The sequence below is a fragment of the Micromonospora sp. URMC 105 genome (assembly GCF_051386295.1).
GTDB lineage: Bacteria > Actinomycetota > Actinomycetes > Mycobacteriales > Micromonosporaceae > Micromonospora.
Genome location: NZ_JBPQTL010000018.1, coordinates 1 through 14,727 on the forward strand (window position 1 = coordinate 1; position 14,727 = coordinate 14,727).

Below are 14,727 nucleotides of genomic sequence, written 5' to 3' on the forward strand. Positions count from 1 at the left end.
GGTCAGGCGGGTGGGGGGCGCCATTGGGCGGCGGCGGAGGCGGCGCTGGAGAGCAGGCGGGGGCTGATCGTGCCGAGGGCGGCGTCCCGGGCCCGCAGGGCCAGCCGGCCCCGGGCCTGCAGGACCGCCGACATCCGGCGGGTCTGCCGCACCACCGTCGCCGCGCGGGGGCGGCGCAACCGGTCGTACGCCTGCACCGCGTCGGGTAGCCGGGACTCGCGCAGCAGCGAGGAGAGGGTGGCGGCGTCCTCGAAGGCGAGGCAGGCGCCCTGCCCCAGGTGCGGCGGCATGGCGTGGGCCGCGTCGCCGAGCAGCACCACCCCGCCGGGGCCGGCCGGGAAGCCGTACGCCCGGGGCAGCGGGCGCAGCTCGCGGACCTCCTGCTGCACCAGGTCGGCCGGGTCGGTGGCGTCGAGCAGGTCGCCGATCGGGGCGGGCCAGCCGGCGTACCAGCGCTTGAGCAGGGCGAGCTGCGTCTCCGGGGGCTCGGGGCGGGGCGCTCCGGCGGCGGTGGCGACCCAGTAGATGCCGCCCCGGCGGGAGGCGCCGGAGGAGCCGCGCTCCCCCAGCGAAGCGGCCACGAAGCGGTAGCCCGCGCCCAGCACCTCACCGCCGACCGGCTGGTCGGCCGGCAGCCGGGGTGCCCGGTACCAGGGGATGACCGCCCGCCAGGCCGCGCAGCCGGAGCTGACCACGGCCGAGGAGGGGGCGAGCCGGCGGCGTACCGCGCTGTCGGTGCCGTCGGCCGCCACCACCAGGTCGGCCTCGACCAGGTGCCCGGCGGTGCCGACCGCGGGCCGCTGGCCGGGGCCGACCCGCACGGTGTCCACGGCCACGCCGGTACGCAGCTCCACCCGGTCGCCGAGCCCGGCGATCAACGCGTCGTGCAGATCCTCCCGGTGCACCACCACCGGCATCCGGTCGGCCGGGGTCGGCCGCGGCTGGACCAGCCAGTGGCCGTCCGGGCGGCGCACCCCGGCGTCGGGCAGCGGGGTGGCGATCGCGTCCAGCCCGGCGCCGAGGCCGAGCGCGTGCAGCGCGCGTACCCCGTTGGGCCAGAGCACCACGGCCGTGGCCTCCGGGCGGACCCGGTCCGCCCGTTCGAGCAGGGTGACCTGCCAGCCGGAGCGGGCCAGCGTGCCGGCCACCGCCAGCCCGCCGAGCCCGGCGCCGACCACCACCGCGGTGCGCATCCCCGCCCCGCTCAGCTGTCCCGGTCGGTGGGCCGGGCGCCGGCGGCGCCCGCCCGGTCGTCCCGCTCCGGCACGTCGCCGTCACCGTCGCGCCCAGCGGCGGCGTCGGGGTCGGGGTCGCCCGAGGGCTCGTCGTCGGTCGCCGGGCGCGTCTCGGCCTCGGGCTCGCCGGGGACCTCGCCGGTCTCCCGGTACGCCCGGAACTGTTCCTCGCTGACCGTCCGGTAGCCCTCCGGGGCGACCGCCCGGGGCCCGTTCTCGGTGCGGGAGAGATCGACCTGGGAGACGTCCCCACCGGCCGGCGGGGCCGGGACGGTCGGCCCGCCCACCGGGATCACGTACTCGCGCGGGCCGCGCACCCGCAGGAAGTAGATCAGCGCGCCGATGAAGACCAGGCCGGCGGTCCAGACGTTGAGGCGGACGCCGAGGATCCGGTTCGCCTCGTCGTTGCGCATGATCTCGATCCAGAACCGGCCGGCGGTGTAGCCCATCACGTAGAGCGCGAAGGCCCGGCCCTTGCCGAACTTGAACCGGCGGTCGAGGGCGAACACCAGGGCGGCGACGCCGACGTTCCACAGCGCCTCGTAGAGGAACGTCGGGTGGTAGAGCCCCGGCTCCAGGACCGGCTGGCCGGAGGCGTCCCGCAGCGCCCGCCCCGGGTCGGCCGGGTCCATCCGGTGGATCTCCAGCCCCCAGGGCAGCGTGGTCCGGCCGCCGTAGAGCTCGTTGTTGAACCAGTTGCCGAACCGGCCGACCGCCTGGGCCAGCGGCAGGCCGGGGGCGAGCGCGTCGGCCACCACGGCGAACGGGAGGCCGAGCTGCCGGGCGGCGATCCAGGCACCGACCGCGCCGCCGGCCACCGCGCCCCAGATGCCGAGACCGCCCTCCCAGATGGCGAACGCCTTCAGCGGTTCGCCACCGGCGCCAAAGTACTTCTCCGGCGAGGTGATCACGTGGTAGATCCGGGCGCCGACGATGCCGGCCGGAACCGCCCAGACCGCGATGTCGAGCACCGCGCCGGGAGCGACGCCGCGCTGGCGCAGCCGGCGCTCGGTGATCCAGCAGGCCAGCACGATGCCGAGGATGATGCAGAGCGCGTAGGCCCGGATCGGCACCGGCCCGAGCTGCCAGACCGCGGTGGTCGGGCTCGGCAGGGCCGCCTGGGGGCTCAACGAGGCGAGGGTCACGGGTGAAGAGGCTACCGTTGCGCACCGCATCCGCGGCACCCCGGTCCGCCGCACTTCGGCCTCGGATGACTTCCGGTTTGCCGGGCCGTACGCTCTTTGTCCATGAGCACGCTCACCTGGGCGGTCGCCGCGGTCCTGACCGACGAGGCCGGTCGGGTGCTGCTGTGCCGGCGCGACCGCGGCGGGCGGTGGGCGTTGCCCGGTGGACGGCTGCACCGCCTGGAGTGCCCGACCGGCGCGGTGGCGGGCGAGGTACGGCGGGAGTCCGGGTGCCCCGTCGAGGTGGCCGACCTGGTCGGCCTCTACCACCTCAGCGGCTCGCCCTGCGGCGGGCCGCCGACGCCGGACCCCCTGCCGGACGTGCTGGTGCACGTGTTCCGGGCGCGCGCCCACCGGGACGCGGCCCTCGCCCCGCCGGCCGGGTACACGCTCTCCTGGCACCTGCCGGACCGGCTGCCGGCGGAGGTCACCCCGGTCACCCGGGCCGCCGTCGCCGACGCCCGGGCCGGACGCTCAGGGGTACTGCGCGACCTGCGTCCCGACCCGGCGACGGGCAACCCGACGGGCGATTCCGTCCCGCCCGCGCCGCGTGGCGCGTCGACGGTCCGGCCCACGCCCTGACCGTCGGAGCGGCCCTGGGCCGCGGGGCGCGCTCCTGTCTGCGGCGGGTCGGGGTGTCCCGGCTTCGGGACATCCCGGCACACCGCAAACCGGGTTGATCACGGTCTGCGGAGCGCGAAACCCGGACGTGTTCAGCGGACGGGGTGGCGGACGCCCTCGGCGAGTTCGGCGCTGAGCGTGCGCAGCGCGGTCAGCCCGGCGGCGAGGTCGGGGGCGTCGAGCACGCAGCGGACCAGGGCGCTGCCCACGATCACGCCGTCGGCGTACCCGGCGACGGTGGCGGCCTGGGCGCCGGTGCCCACGCCGAGGCCGACGCCGACCGGCAGGTCGGTGACCTCGCGGAGCCGGGAGACCAGGACCGGCGCGGCGTCCGAGGTCTGCGCCCGGGCGCCGGTGACGCCCATGAGCGCGGTGGCGTAGACGAAGCCGCGGCAGTGCTCGACGGTCATCTTGAGCCGCGCGTCGGTGGACGAGGGCGAGACCAGGAAGGTGCGGTCCAGGCCGTGGGCGTCCGAGGCGGCCAGCCACTCGCCGGCCTCGTCGGGGATCAGGTCCGGGGTGATCAGGCCGGTGCCGCCGGCGGCGGCGAGGTCGCGGGCGAACGCGTCGGCGCCGTACTGCTCGATCGGGTTCCAGTAGGTCATGGTGACCACCGGCGCGCCGGTGGCCGCCACCGCCTCGATGATGCGCAGCGTGTCGGCGGTGCGGACCCCGCCGGCCAGGGCGATGTCGCTGGCCCGCTGGATCACCGGCCCGTCCATCACCGGGTCGGAGTAGGGAATCTCCACCTCGATGACGTCGACGCCCGCCTCGACCATGGCGGTCATCGCGGCGATGCTGCCCTCGACGGTCGGGAAGCCGGCCGGCATGCAGCCGACCAGCAGGGCCCGCCCGTCGGCGCGGGCCTTGTCGAAGGCCACCCCGATCCGACTCACGCTGTCACTCCTTGTCGAGGATGCCGAAGTACTCGCCGGCGGTGTGCACGTCCTTGTCACCCCGCCCGGAGAGGTTGACCACGATGACCGGCTCCCGGCCGAGTTCGGCGGCGAGCCGGGGGGCGATCGCCAGCGCACCGGCGAGCGCGTGCGAGCTCTCGATCGCCGGAATGATCCCCTCGGTACGGCAGAGCAGCTCGAACGCGGCCATCGCCTCGCGGTCGGTCACCGGCAGGTAGGTGGCCCGGCCGCTGTCGTGCAGCCAGGCGTGCTCCGGGCCGACGCCCGGGTAGTCCAGGCCCGCGGAGATCGAGTGCGACTCGATGGTCTGGCCGTCGGCGTTCTGCAGCACGTAGGTGCGGGTGCCGTGCAGCACGCCGGAGGTGCCGCCGGTGATGCTGGCCGCGTGCCGCCCGGTCTCCACCCCGTCGCCGCCGGCCTCGAAGCCGTACAGCCGCACGTCGGCGTCGTCGACGAAGGCGTGGAAGATGCCCAGCGCGTTGGAGCCGCCGCCGACGCAGGCGGCGACCGCGTCCGGCAGCGAGCCGGTCAGGTCGAGGCACTGCCGGCGGGCCTCCTCGCCGATGCCGCGCACGAAGTCCCGGACCATCTCGGGGAACGGGTGCGGGCCGGCGGCGGTGCCGATCAGGTAGTGGGTGTCGTCGACGTTGGCGACCCAGTCCCGCATCGCCTCGTTCATCGCGTCCTTGAGGGTGCGCGAGCCGGTGGTGACCGGGACGACCGTCGCGCCGAGCATCCGCATCCGGGCCACGTTGAGCGCCTGCCGCTCGGTGTCGACCTCGCCCATGTAGACCACGCAGTCGAGGTCGAACAGGGCGGCCGCGGTGGCGGTGGCCACCCCGTGCTGGCCGGCGCCGGTCTCGGCGATCACCCGGGTCTTGCCCATCCGCTTGGTCAGCAGGGCCTGGCCCAGCACGTTGCGCACCTTGTGCGCCCCGGTGTGGTTGAGGTCCTCCCGCTTGAGCAGCACCCGGGCGCCCACCTTCGCGGAGAACCGCTCGGCGGAGTACAGCAGCGACGGGGTGCCGGCGTAGTCGCGCAGCAGGGCGTCGAACTCGGCGAGGAAGGCCGGATCGGTCATCGCCTTGCGGTACGCGGCGTCCAGCTCGTCCAGCGCCGCGACCAGCGCCTCCGGCACGAACCGCCCGCCGAAGCGGCCGAAGTGACCGGCGGCGTCGGGAAGCTGGCCGGCCGGAGCCGAGGCGTCGGCGCTCATCACGGTGTCCTCTCGCTGCTGACGTCTCCCGGGCGCGGGATCAGCGCACCGGGCGGGGCGTTGCCGGGTGGTTCCCGGCGTTGACCAGCTCGGAGACCGCCTCGCGGGGGCTCTTCTGGGTGACCAGGCCCTCACCCACCAGCACGGCGTCGGCGCCGGCCGAGGCGTACCGGATGAGGTCGTGCGGGCCACGCACGCCGGACTCGGCGATCTTGACGACGCTGCTGGGCAGGCCGGGCGCGATCCGCTCGAAGACCGACCGGTCGACCTCCAGGGTACGCAGGTCGCGGGCGTTGACCCCGATCACCTGCGCACCGGCCTCCAGGGCGCGGTCGGCCTCCTCCTCGTCGTGCACCTCGACCAGTGCGGTCATGCCGAGCGACTCGATCCGCTCCAGCAGGCCCATCAGCACGTTCTGTTCGAGGGCGGCGACGATCAGCAGCACCAGGTCGGCGCCGTGCGCGCGGGCCTCGTGCACCTGGTAGCTGGAGACCACGAAGTCCTTGCGCAGGACCGGCACCCGCACGGCGGCCCGGACGGCGGCCAGGTCGTCCAGCGAGCCGCCGAACCAGCGCCCCTCGGTCAGCACGCTGATCGCCCGCGCGCCACCGGCGGCGTACTGCCCGGCCAGCTCGGCCGGATCGGCGATCTCGGCCAGCCGGCCCTTGGACGGCGAGGAGCGCTTGACCTCCGCGATCACCGCCACGCCGGGCCGGCGCAGGGCCGCGTACGCGTCCAGCGGTGGCGGCGCGGCGGCGGCCAGCTCACGGATCCGCTCCAGCGGAACCTGCTCCTGTCGCCGCGCCACGTCCTCGCGGACGCCGGCCAGGATCTCGTCGAGCACGCTTCCGGACCCGGCCGAACCGGCCTCGTCCCCCTCCGCGTGCGCATGCTCAGCAGTCACCAACGGACTCCCCTCTCCGGGTGTCATGGGCCGATGCTAGGGGGCGGCAGCTGGCGGCGGGTGCCGGGGGTATGGCGCTCCTCACGAAATGGGCTGTGGCATGATGGCCGACTTCCGGTGAACGCGATGTCACGCAGCGCCACCTCTTCCGCCGACCGGCCCGCCTGCCTGCGGCGGAGCCGTCCCGCGAGCATCGATCTTCGCCCATGAACAATGAGAGCACGGCGGCCGGTCCCGCGCAGTGCAATGACGTCCATCGATGCTGTGAGCAAGCTCAAGGATGAACGGCCCTAGTCAGCTCGTTCGCCTCGACGGACAGTTGATCCGGCCGTCACCACGGTGAAACGTGAACGGGGCAGCCTGTCCACCGGCAGACTCGATGACGCGCCTGCCGCAACGTCGGACTCCACCTGCGGGGTGACCTCATGAGCACGACCGAGCCGAACGCCATCGGACTCACCACCATCTCCCGCACCGTCGCGTCGCTGGCCGTCGGCGTGGTGCACACCCTGGAACGTGCCGTGGTGGGCGAGGGCCGGATGCGTACCGCGCGCGGCAACGCCTGGGAGGCCGTCTGCGCCGACCGGGCCCGCGCCGACCAGCGGGCCGAACTGGACCGCCTGGTGGCCGAACTGGCCGCCGCGCGGGCCGCAGCCCGGGACCGCCGCGAGGTCCGCGAGCGGCAGCCGGTCAGCTGACCGTCGGGTCCTCGCCCCGGTCCAGCGCGTCCCACGCCTCGCGGGTGCCCCGCTCGGCGGCCGGGCGCCCGCCGGCCCCGGCCGCACCGCCGCCGCGGCGCTCGTACCGGGCGCCCATCGCCGGCCAGCGCTGACCGCGGGCCGCGGTGAGCGCACCGCCGAGCGCCGCCAGCGCCCCGCCGAGCAGGCAGAGCGCCGGCCACTGCCGGCTCACCTCGCCGTCGAAGGCGGCGAGCAGCCCGTAGCCGCCGCCGGCCGCCACCGCCGCGCCGAGCAGGGCCAGCAGCCCGCCCAGCAGGCGGCGGGCGCGACCCCGGGTGGCCAGCACCGCGCCGCCGCCGGCCAGCCCGACCAGCGCCAGCGCCGACAGCCAGGGCAGCAGGTCCGCGCCCGTGCGGCCCTCCCGGGCCGACGGCAGCGACCCGCGCGGGGTCACCTCCACCACCCAGGTCCGGGTCACCGCCCAGAAGGCCAGGCCCGCCCCGGCCAGGCAGAGCAGCACCGCGTACGCCAGCTCGCGCCGGCCCGGCGCGGACGGCGTATCCGCCCGGGCGGGGGTGTCCGGCGCGGCGGGCGTGTCCGGACCGGTCACCGGGTCGCTCATCGGGCGGGCCGGAGGGTCTCGGCGGCGGCGATGGCGGCGAGCACCGCGGCGGCCTTGTTCCGGGTCTCCTGGTCCTCGCCGGCCGGATCGGAATCGGCCACCACCCCGGCCCCGGCCTGCACGTACGCCCGCCCGTCGCGGATCAGCGCGGTGCGGATGGCGATCGCCATGTCCAGGTCGCCGCCGAAGCCGAAGTAGCCCACGGTGCCGCCGTAGAGGCCCCGCCGGACCGGTTCCAGCTCCTCGATGATCTCCATGGCGCGTACTTTCGGGGCGCCGGAGAGGGTGCCGGCCGGGAAGGTGGCGGCGAGCGCGTCGAAGGCCGTCCGGTCCGCACGCAGCGTGCCCACCACGGTGGAGACGATGTGCATCACGTGGCTGTACCGCTCGATGGTGGCGAACTCCGGCACCTCCACGGTGCCCGGGCGGCACACCCGGCCCAGGTCGTTGCGGCCCAGGTCGACCAGCATCACGTGCTCGGCCCGCTCCTTGGGGTCGGCGAGCAGTTCCGCGGCGAGGTGGGTGTCGGCGTCGGCGGTGGCGCCCCGCGGCCGGGTGCCGGCGATCGGGTGCAGCAGCGCCCGCCGCTGCCCGTCCGGCCCGGCGTTGACCTTCAGGTGCGCCTCCGGGGACGAGCCGACGATGTCGAAGCCGTCGAAGCGCAGCAGGTACATGTACGGGCTGGGGTTGGTGGTGCGCAGCACCCGGTAGACGTCCAGCGGGTCGGCGTGGGTGTCCCGCTCGAAGCGCTGGGCGAGCACGATCTGGAAGCACTCGCCGGCCCGGATCGCCTCCTTGGCCGCCTCGACCGCCTTCGGGTAGCCGCCGTCCGGGGTCCGGCTGACCACCTCGCCGGCCGGCGGCCGGCCGACGGTGGAGATCATGGGCGGAATCGGTCGGGACAGCGCGGTGGTCATCGCGTCGAGCCGCCCCACCGCGTGGTGGTAGGCCGCCGCGACCAGCGCCTGGCGGTCCGGTGCGTCCAGCGGCGGCAGCACCGCGTTGGCGACCAGGATCGCCGAGCCGTCGTAGTGGTCGAGCACCACCAGGTCGGTGGCGAGCATCATGCCCAGCTCCGGCATCCCGAGGTCGTCCTCGGTCAGCTCGGGCAGCCGCTCGAAGCGCCGGATCAGGTCGTAGCCCAGGTAGCCCACCATGCCGCCGGTCAGCGGCGGCATGTCGCTGGCCGGGTCCCAGACCGGACCGGCGAGCGCCTCGACGGTCTCGCGCAGCACCTCGACCGGGTCGCCGGAGGACGGCACCCCGGCCGGGGGCCGGCCGGTCCAGACCGCGACGCCGTCCCGCTCGATCAGCGTCGCGCCGCTGCGCACACCGATGAACGAGTACCGGGACCAGGACATCCCGGCCGAGCCGACGCCCTGCTCGGCGGACTCCAGCAGGAACGTGCCCGGGCCACCGGCGAGCTTGCGGTAGACGCCCACCGGGGTCTCCGCGTCGGCCAGCAGCCGCCGGGTCACCGGCACCACCCGCCAGCGGGCGGCCAGCTCGGTGAAGTCGCCCAGGTCGGGGCTCAGGGTGCCGTCGGTCATCGCCGGGCCTGCCTCTCGTCTGCGCGGGCGCGCTGCGGTCGCGCCCCGCGGTCCGCGCTCACCGCTCGCTCCCGGCGCCGCTCACCGGCAGCTCGGTGAAGAAGCAGGTGCGGTGCCCGGTGTGACAGGCCGCCCCGACCTGGTCGACGCTGACCAGCAGCGCGTCGCCGTCACAGTCCAGCGCGACCGAGCGGACGTACTGGTGGTGGCCGGAGGTGGCCCCCTTGACCCAGTACTCCTGCCGGCTGCGCGACCAGTAGGTGGCCCGGCCGGTGGTCAGCGTGCGGTGCAGCGCCTCGTCGTCCATCCAGGCGACCATCAGCACCTCGCCGGTGTCGTGCTGCCGCACCACGGCGGCGACCAGGCCGTCGGGGGTGCGGCGCAGCCGGGCGGCGACGGCCGGATCGAGGCGGGACGGGCGGACCGCGCCGGCGTCGGCGTCGCTCGGGGAAGACTCAGTCACGGGCACAGTGACCCATTGTCCCGCACGCGGCGCGGGCACCTGCGGGGCGTACCCGTCCCGGCGGGCCGCCCGGGCGAGCTGGGCGACGTAGCGGTCCAGCCGCCCGTCGGCGAGCGCCGCGGCCAGGCCCGGCCCGGCCACCTCCGCGATCCGGTCGGCGTACGGCCGGACCAGCGGGACGACCCCGGCGACCAGGCGCGCCGCGGCGGCGCCGAGCCGGCCGGTGGAGCCGGGGCGCAGCCCGAGGCAGAGCAGCATGTCGTCGCGGTAGCCCGGCGGGGCGACCGGCAGCGCGAGGGCGGCGGCGAAGGCGGCTCGCCGGGACACCACCCGCACGCTCGGATTGGCCAGTCGCAGCACCGAGGGGCAGAGCCGGGCCAGATCGGCGGCGGCGAGGCGTACCCCGAGGTGGTCGCCGGCGGCGCGGGCGCCGGCCACCTTGCCCAGCGTCGCCACCAGCTCCTCCAGCCGGGGCTGGTCGGCGGGCTGGCAGAGCACCGGCAGGTCGATCCGGGGCCGCCAGCCCTCCTCGGCCCAGAGCAGCCGGACCGGCGCGGTGACCGGCAGGCCGAACGCCCAGTCGGCCGGCTCGCCGAGCCGGTCGACCCAGGAGCGGACGTCCCGGGCGGCCACCGAGACGTGCACCAGCCGGCCGTCGACCTCCACCAGGTAGGCCTGACGGGCGGCGTACGGGGTGCGGCCGGCACCGGTGGACTCTCCCGCCGCGCCGACGGTGGCCGGGGCGGACCGGTCGTCGTCGGCGACGAGCACGTCGAAATCGACGTCGCTGTGCGCCGTGGCGGCCCGTCGGGCGTGGCTGCCGCGCAGCAGGATTCCGACGACGGGGCGCTCGGCACCCTCGCGCAGCCGGGTCGCCCAGTCGTCGAAGAATGCACCCGCCAACAACGGAGCGTGATCCACCGCGCCATCGTGCCGTACGTCCGATCGGGGTGCAATGCCCGATGACGGACCTGGTGTCCGATGAGGAGGCTAGTGCCCCACGGTTCGCATTGATGCCTCGGGATACCTTTCGCCGGCGACGGCGTCGGCGGGAACCGCCGCGCGGAGCCGGTCCCGCTGCGCCGGGGTGAGCCGGATCTCGGCCGCCGCCGCGTTCTCCTCCAGGTAGCGGACCCGCTTGGTGCCGGGGATCGGCAGGACGTCCTCGCCCTGGGCCAGCAGCCAGGCCAGCGCGGCCTGGGCCGGGGTGCAGCCGATCTCCTCGGCCACCGCGCGCACCGCCGCGACCAGCCGCAGGTTGGCGTCGAGGTTGCCCTCCGCGAAGCGCGGCACGCCGGCCCGCCAGTCGTCGGCGGCGAGCTGGTCGCGCCCGCCGATCGCCCCGGTGAGCAGCCCCCGCCCGACCGGCGAGTACGCCACCAGCGCCACCCCCAGCTCCCGGCAGGTGTCCAGCATCTCCCCCTCGACGTCCCGGGTGAACAGCGAGTACTCCATCTGCACCGCGGCGACCGGGTGCACCGCGTGCACCGCGTGCGCCGCGCGCAGCGTGGCCGGGCTGACCTCGCTGAGCCCGATCAGGCGGACCTTGCCGGCCGCGACCAGCTCGGCCATCGCGCCGACGGTCTCCTCGATCGGGGTGCCCGGGTCGCGCCGGTGCAGGTAGTACAGGTCGATGGTGTCGATGCCGAGCCGGCCCAGCGAGGCGTCGCAGGCCTCGCGGGCCCAGGCGGCGCTGCTGTCCACGTACGCGCCGGGGGTGCCGGTGCCGCCGGAGCCGTCGCCACGGGTGCGGTTGCCGAACTTGGTGGCCAGGAAGACCTCGTCGCGGCGGGCACGCAGCACCGGGGCGAGCAGTCGCTCGTTCGCGCCGGCGCCGTACATGTCGGCCGTGTCCAGGTGATCGACGCCCAGGTCCAGGGCCCGGTGCAGGGTACGGGTGGACTCGGCGTCGTCGCGACCGCCGTAGGCGAAGCTCATCCCCATGCAGCCCAGCCCGATGGCCGAGACCTCGGGGCCGGCGGCCCCCATCCGACGGCGGATCATCGTCCCTCCTCGGCCTTGCGGTAGATGTCGATCTTGTAGTTGAGCACCTTGAGGTCCTCCTCGAGTTCGGCCATCCGGGCCAGCACCCGGGCCCGGTGCGCCTCGAACAGCGCCCGTCGGGCGCCCAGCGTCCGGTCCCCGAGCCGGGCCAGCTCGGCGTAGCGGCGCATGTCGCGCACCGGCATCCCGGTCCGGCGCAGCCGGGTGAGCAGGCGCAGCCAGTCCAGGTCGGCACCGGTGTAGCGGCGTCGGCCCGCCGAGTCCCGCCCGACCGGGGCGACGAGCCCCTCCTGCTCGTACCAGCGCAGCGTGTAGGTGGTCAGGCCGACCCGGGCCGCTGCCTCGCCCACGGAGATGCCCGTCTCCTGCGTGCTGATGTCCACGCCGCCAGGCTTCCAGTTCGAGAGCACTCGAAGTCAACCGTTGCGGCCGGACACGTATCTCATCTAGCGTTGAGTTCAACATGTGATGAGTTTTGGAGGTGGGCGGTGGAGGACGCGATCTCAGTCCGCGACCTGGTCGTCGACCGGGGCCGGCGGAGGGTGCTGCACGGCATCGGCTGCACCGTTCCCCGGGGCTCGGTGACCGGGCTGCTCGGCCCCAGCGGCAGCGGCAAGACCACCCTGATGCGGGCGGTGGTCGGGGTCCAGGTGATCACCTCGGGCACGGTCACCGTGCTGGGCCGGCCGGCCGGCACGGCGGAGCTGCGCCACCGGGTCGGCTACCTGACCCAGGCGCCCAGCGTCTACGCCGACCTGACCGTGCGGGAGAACGCGCGCTACTTCGCGGCGTTGCAGGGCCGGCCCGCGGCCGACGCCGACCGGGCGATGGCCGACGTCGGGCTGGCCGACGCGGCCACCCAGCTCGTCGGCACCCTCTCCGGCGGGCAACGCAGCCGCGCCTCGCTGGCCTGCGCCCTGGTCGGCGCGCCGGAGCTGGTCATCCTCGACGAGCCGACGGTCGGGCAGGACCCGGTGCTGCGGGCCGACCTGTGGGCCCGGTTCCACGAGATGGCGGCGGCCGGCACCACGCTGCTGGTCTCCAGCCACGTGATGGACGAGGCGGCCCGCTGCGACCGGCTGCTGCTGATCCGGGAGGGCCGGCTGGTCGCCGACGACACTCCGGACGCGATCCGGGAACGCACCGGGGTCGACGACCTGGAAGAGGCGTTCCTGCGGTTGATCCGGTCGAGCGAGGCGGACCGTCGGCCCGCCGGCAAGGAGGCGTGATGAGTGCGAGGATCCTGGCCGCCACGACCGGGCGCATCCTGCGCCAGTTGCGGCACGACAAGCGGACGGTGGCGCTGCTGGTGCTGGTGCCGACGGTGCTGCTGACCCTGGTCTACTACATGTTCGCCGACCAGCCGACCGCACCCGGGCAGCCGTCGGCGTTCGACCGGATCGCCCTGATCATGCTGGGCTTCTTCCCGTTCATCGTGATGTTCCTGGTGACCAGCATCGCGATGCTGCGGGAACGGACCACCGGCACGCTGGAGCGGCTGCTCACCACCCCGCTGAACAAGCTCGACCTGCTCTTCGGCTACGGCATCGCGTTCGGGCTGGCCGGGGCGGTGCAGTCCACCGTCGCCGCGGCCGTGGCGTACTGGCTGTTCGGGATGGAGACCGCCGGCAGCGCCGGGCTGGTCATCCTGGTGGCGGCGCTCAACGCCGTGCTGGCCGTGGCGCTCGGGCTGTTCTGCAGCGCCTTCGCCCGCACCGAGTTCCAGGCGGTCCAGTTCATGCCGGTGGTGGTCGCCCCGCAGCTGCTGCTCTGCGGGCTCTTCGTGCCGCGCGGCGAGATGGCCGGCTGGCTCCAGGCGGTCAGCGACGCGCTCCCCCTGTCGTACGCGGTCGAGGCCCTGCAGGAGGTCGGCGCGCACGCCGAGCCGACCGGCACCATGTGGCGGGACGTGGCGATCGTCGCCGGCGCGGCGCTGGTCGCCCTGGTGCTGGCGGCGGCGACCCTGCGGCGGCGCAGCGGATGATGGCGCGTCGCACCGGCCGCCGTCCCGGCAACCCGGACACCCGGCAGGCCATCCTCGCCGCGGCCCGGACGGCCTTCGCCGAGCGCGGCTTCGACGCGGCCTCGATCCGGGTCATCGCCACCGCCGCCGGGGTCGACCCGGCGCTGGTGCACCACTACTTCGGCAGCAAGGAGGAGCTCTTCCGGGCCACCGTCGAGATCCCGCTGGACCCGGCGGAGCTGCTCCCCGAGGTGCTGGCCGGCGGGGCGGACGCCGTGGGCGAGCGGCTGGTCCGGACGTTCCTGCGGGTGTGGGACTCGCCGGCCGGCAAGGCGGCGGTGGCGCTGCTGCGCTCGGCGGTCAACAACGAGTGGACCGCCCGGTTGCTGCGGGAGTTCCTGGTCACCCAGGTGCTGCGCCGGGTGCTCGACCACCTCGACGTCCCCCCGGCGGAGCTGCCGCTGCGCGGCTCGCTGGTGGCCACCCAGGTCAGCGGGCTGGCCATGATGCGGTACGTCATCCGGTTGGAGCCGGTGGCCTCCGCCGATCCGGAGACCCTGGTGGCGGCGATCGGCCCGACTGTGCAGCGCTACCTCACCGGCGACCTGGGCTGACCCGCTCAGCGGCCGTCCGCCACCGGGCGGGCGGCCGCCGCGCGCGGGCAGAGCATCGGGTGCAGCAGCCGGGACAGCTCCGCCGGGTCGGCCACCGGGTGTCCGAAGGCCAGCCGGGCCCGCCGCCGGTCGCCGGGGCCGCCGTGCGCCACGACCAGGCCGTACCGGTCCAGCCGCACCACCCGGGGCTGCCCGCCCAGGTCGAGGCGGCGCCGCAGGTACGCGGTGACCTGGGGCTCGTGGTGCTCGGCCAGGTCGGCCAGCAGCTCGGGCTCCACCGGGTGCAGCGGGTCCGGCTCGGCGGCGGCGTACTCCCCGGGGTCGATCCGGCGCACCGAGTCGGCGTTCTCCAAGCGGGCCTCGGCCACCTCGAAGCGGTGCAGCCGGAAGCGGGTGCCGACGTCGAGCAGGTCCCCGGTCGGGTCGACGGCCGCGAAGTCGGCGGCGCCCCGACGGGCCTCCGCGCCCCGCAGCGGCGCCGCCCAGCCGGAGACCCAGGCCCGGCCGAGTGACGGCGCACCCGGGGCGGGGGGCAGGTCCAGCACGTCGAGCACCACGGCGACGTCGTCGTCCGCCCCCGGGTCCAGCTCGGCGGCGAGGTCGCTGACCACCGGTACGAGCATCAGCACCCGTCCCTCGGGGTCGGTGGCGTGCCGGACGTGGTACGGCCCCGGGCGGTGCGCGAGGTGGACCAGACCGGGCAACCGGCCGGCCACCAGGGTGCGGATGATCTCGGCGGGGCTCGGTCCCATCG

The 14,727-nt window shown here is 75.5% G+C and carries 16 protein-coding genes and 1 pseudogene; 5 read left to right on the top strand and 12 right to left on the bottom strand.

Annotated elements, in window-relative coordinates; all coding sequences use genetic code 11:
- Positions 1-2: 2 nt before the first annotated feature.
- Both ACSNN7_RS08820 and lgt read right to left on the bottom strand, forming a co-directional pair.
- On the bottom strand, positions 3-1,193 hold the full coding sequence (locus ACSNN7_RS08820) for an FAD-dependent oxidoreductase (RefSeq protein ID WP_436680177.1): 1,191 nt from the start codon (positions 1,191-1,193) through the stop codon (positions 3-5).
- A gap of 11 nt (positions 1,194-1,204) precedes the next feature.
- Entirely contained in the window at positions 1,205-2,380 is a 1,176-nt protein-coding gene (lgt, locus tag ACSNN7_RS08825) for a prolipoprotein diacylglyceryl transferase (RefSeq protein WP_436680178.1), read from the bottom strand.
- Between the two features lie 102 nt (positions 2,381-2,482).
- Here lgt and ACSNN7_RS08830 point away from each other — a divergent pair, with 102 nt between their 5' ends.
- Positions 2,483-3,001: an NUDIX hydrolase gene (locus ACSNN7_RS08830; protein WP_436680179.1), complete on the top strand. Its 519-nt coding sequence runs from the start codon at positions 2,483-2,485 to the stop codon at positions 2,999-3,001.
- Between the two features lie 131 nt (positions 3,002-3,132).
- Here ACSNN7_RS08830 and trpA read toward each other — a convergent pair whose 3' ends face one another.
- The 3 genes from trpA to trpC are packed head-to-tail and all read right to left on the bottom strand — an operon-like array spanning position 3,133 to position 6,017.
- Positions 3,133-3,936 carry a tryptophan synthase subunit alpha gene (gene trpA / locus ACSNN7_RS08835; RefSeq protein WP_436680180.1) on the bottom strand — a complete coding sequence of 268 codons (804 nt, stop codon included), beginning with the start codon at positions 3,934-3,936 and terminating at the stop codon, positions 3,133-3,135.
- Between the two features lie 4 nt (positions 3,937-3,940).
- Positions 3,941-5,173: a tryptophan synthase subunit beta gene (gene trpB / locus ACSNN7_RS08840; protein WP_436680181.1), complete on the bottom strand. Its 1,233-nt coding sequence runs from the start codon at positions 5,171-5,173 to the stop codon at positions 3,941-3,943.
- Positions 5,174-5,213: 40 nt separating this feature from the next.
- Complete coding sequence (gene trpC, locus ACSNN7_RS08845) at positions 5,214-6,017, bottom strand: indole-3-glycerol phosphate synthase TrpC (protein WP_436680240.1); 804 nt, start codon at positions 6,015-6,017, stop codon at positions 5,214-5,216.
- A 485-nt stretch (positions 6,018-6,502) separates the two neighbouring features.
- On the opposite strand from trpC, the gene ACSNN7_RS08850 reads away from it, so the two are divergent.
- Positions 6,503-6,775 carry a hypothetical protein gene (locus tag ACSNN7_RS08850; RefSeq protein ID WP_436680182.1) on the top strand — a complete coding sequence of 91 codons (273 nt, stop codon included), beginning with the start codon at positions 6,503-6,505 and terminating at the stop codon, positions 6,773-6,775.
- Here the strand turns inward: ACSNN7_RS08850 and ACSNN7_RS08855 are convergent.
- The 6 genes and pseudogenes from ACSNN7_RS08855 to ACSNN7_RS08880 form a co-directional block, all read right to left on the bottom strand.
- Positions 6,768-7,379, bottom strand: coding sequence for a Trp biosynthesis-associated membrane protein (locus tag ACSNN7_RS08855; protein ID WP_436680183.1), 612 nt, complete (start codon positions 7,377-7,379; stop codon positions 6,768-6,770). The genes ACSNN7_RS08850 and ACSNN7_RS08855 overlap by 8 nt on opposite strands.
- Complete coding sequence (locus ACSNN7_RS08860) at positions 7,376-8,929, bottom strand: anthranilate synthase component I (RefSeq protein ID WP_436680184.1); 1,554 nt, start codon at positions 8,927-8,929, stop codon at positions 7,376-7,378. The genes ACSNN7_RS08855 and ACSNN7_RS08860 overlap by 4 nt, the downstream gene beginning before the upstream one ends.
- A gap of 58 nt (positions 8,930-8,987) precedes the next feature.
- Positions 8,988-9,431: a phosphoribosyl-AMP cyclohydrolase gene (gene hisI / locus ACSNN7_RS08865; protein ID WP_436680241.1), complete on the bottom strand. Its 444-nt coding sequence runs from the start codon at positions 9,429-9,431 to the stop codon at positions 8,988-8,990.
- Positions 9,432-9,566: 135 nt separating this feature from the next.
- Positions 9,567-10,313 (bottom strand): annotated as a pseudogene (locus ACSNN7_RS08870) (phosphoribosyl-AMP cyclohydrolase); the annotation flags it as partial.
- Between the two features lie 69 nt (positions 10,314-10,382).
- Positions 10,383-11,396: an aldo/keto reductase gene (locus tag ACSNN7_RS08875; RefSeq protein ID WP_436680185.1), complete on the bottom strand. Its 1,014-nt coding sequence runs from the start codon at positions 11,394-11,396 to the stop codon at positions 10,383-10,385.
- Entirely contained in the window at positions 11,393-11,779 is a 387-nt protein-coding gene (locus tag ACSNN7_RS08880; protein ID WP_436680186.1) for a MerR family transcriptional regulator, read from the bottom strand. Before ACSNN7_RS08880 ends, ACSNN7_RS08875 begins: the two co-directional genes overlap by 4 nt.
- A 105-nt stretch (positions 11,780-11,884) precedes the next feature.
- Between ACSNN7_RS08880 and ACSNN7_RS08885 the strand changes: the two genes are divergently transcribed.
- Genes ACSNN7_RS08885 through ACSNN7_RS08895 form a run of 3 tightly spaced genes read left to right on the top strand, consistent with a single transcriptional unit; the run spans position 11,885 to position 13,973 of the window.
- Positions 11,885-12,625, top strand: a complete 741-nt coding sequence (locus tag ACSNN7_RS08885; protein WP_436680187.1) for an ABC transporter ATP-binding protein — start codon at positions 11,885-11,887, stop codon at positions 12,623-12,625.
- Positions 12,625-13,380: an ABC transporter permease gene (locus tag ACSNN7_RS08890; protein WP_436680188.1), complete on the top strand. Its 756-nt coding sequence runs from the start codon at positions 12,625-12,627 to the stop codon at positions 13,378-13,380. The genes ACSNN7_RS08885 and ACSNN7_RS08890 overlap by 1 nt, the downstream gene beginning before the upstream one ends.
- Positions 13,380-13,973, top strand: a complete 594-nt coding sequence (locus ACSNN7_RS08895; RefSeq protein WP_436680242.1) for a TetR family transcriptional regulator — start codon at positions 13,380-13,382, stop codon at positions 13,971-13,973. Before ACSNN7_RS08890 ends, ACSNN7_RS08895 begins: the two co-directional genes overlap by 1 nt.
- A 5-nt stretch (positions 13,974-13,978) precedes the next feature.
- Here ACSNN7_RS08895 and ACSNN7_RS08900 read toward each other — a convergent pair whose 3' ends face one another.
- A complete protein-coding gene (locus ACSNN7_RS08900; protein WP_436680189.1) occupies positions 13,979-14,725 on the bottom strand; it encodes a DUF2470 domain-containing protein in 747 nt (248 codons plus the stop codon).
- Positions 14,726-14,727 lie beyond the last annotated feature (2 nt).

Excerpts from the sequence above, each read along its gene's own strand:
- ACSNN7_RS08820 (WP_436680177.1), bottom strand. The coding sequence starts at position 1,193 with ATGCGCACCGCGGTGGTGGTCGGCGCCGGGCTCGGCGGGCTGGCGGTG.
- ACSNN7_RS08830 (WP_436680179.1), top strand. The coding sequence starts at position 2,483 with ATGAGCACGCTCACCTGGGCGGTCGCCGCGGTCCTGACCGACGAGGCC.
- trpB (WP_436680181.1), bottom strand. The coding sequence starts at position 5,173 with ATGAGCGCCGACGCCTCGGCTCCGGCCGGCCAGCTTCCCGACGCCGCC.
- ACSNN7_RS08850 (WP_436680182.1), top strand. The coding sequence starts at position 6,503 with ATGAGCACGACCGAGCCGAACGCCATCGGACTCACCACCATCTCCCGC.
- ACSNN7_RS08855 (WP_436680183.1), bottom strand. The coding sequence starts at position 7,379 with ATGAGCGACCCGGTGACCGGTCCGGACACGCCCGCCGCGCCGGACACC.
- ACSNN7_RS08860 (WP_436680184.1), bottom strand. The coding sequence starts at position 8,929 with ATGACCGACGGCACCCTGAGCCCCGACCTGGGCGACTTCACCGAGCTG.
- ACSNN7_RS08875 (WP_436680185.1), bottom strand. The coding sequence starts at position 11,396 with ATGATCCGCCGTCGGATGGGGGCCGCCGGCCCCGAGGTCTCGGCCATC.
- ACSNN7_RS08890 (WP_436680188.1), top strand. The coding sequence starts at position 12,625 with ATGAGTGCGAGGATCCTGGCCGCCACGACCGGGCGCATCCTGCGCCAG.
- ACSNN7_RS08895 (WP_436680242.1), top strand. The coding sequence starts at position 13,380 with ATGGCGCGTCGCACCGGCCGCCGTCCCGGCAACCCGGACACCCGGCAG.
- ACSNN7_RS08900 (WP_436680189.1), bottom strand. The coding sequence starts at position 14,725 with ATGGGACCGAGCCCCGCCGAGATCATCCGCACCCTGGTGGCCGGCCGG.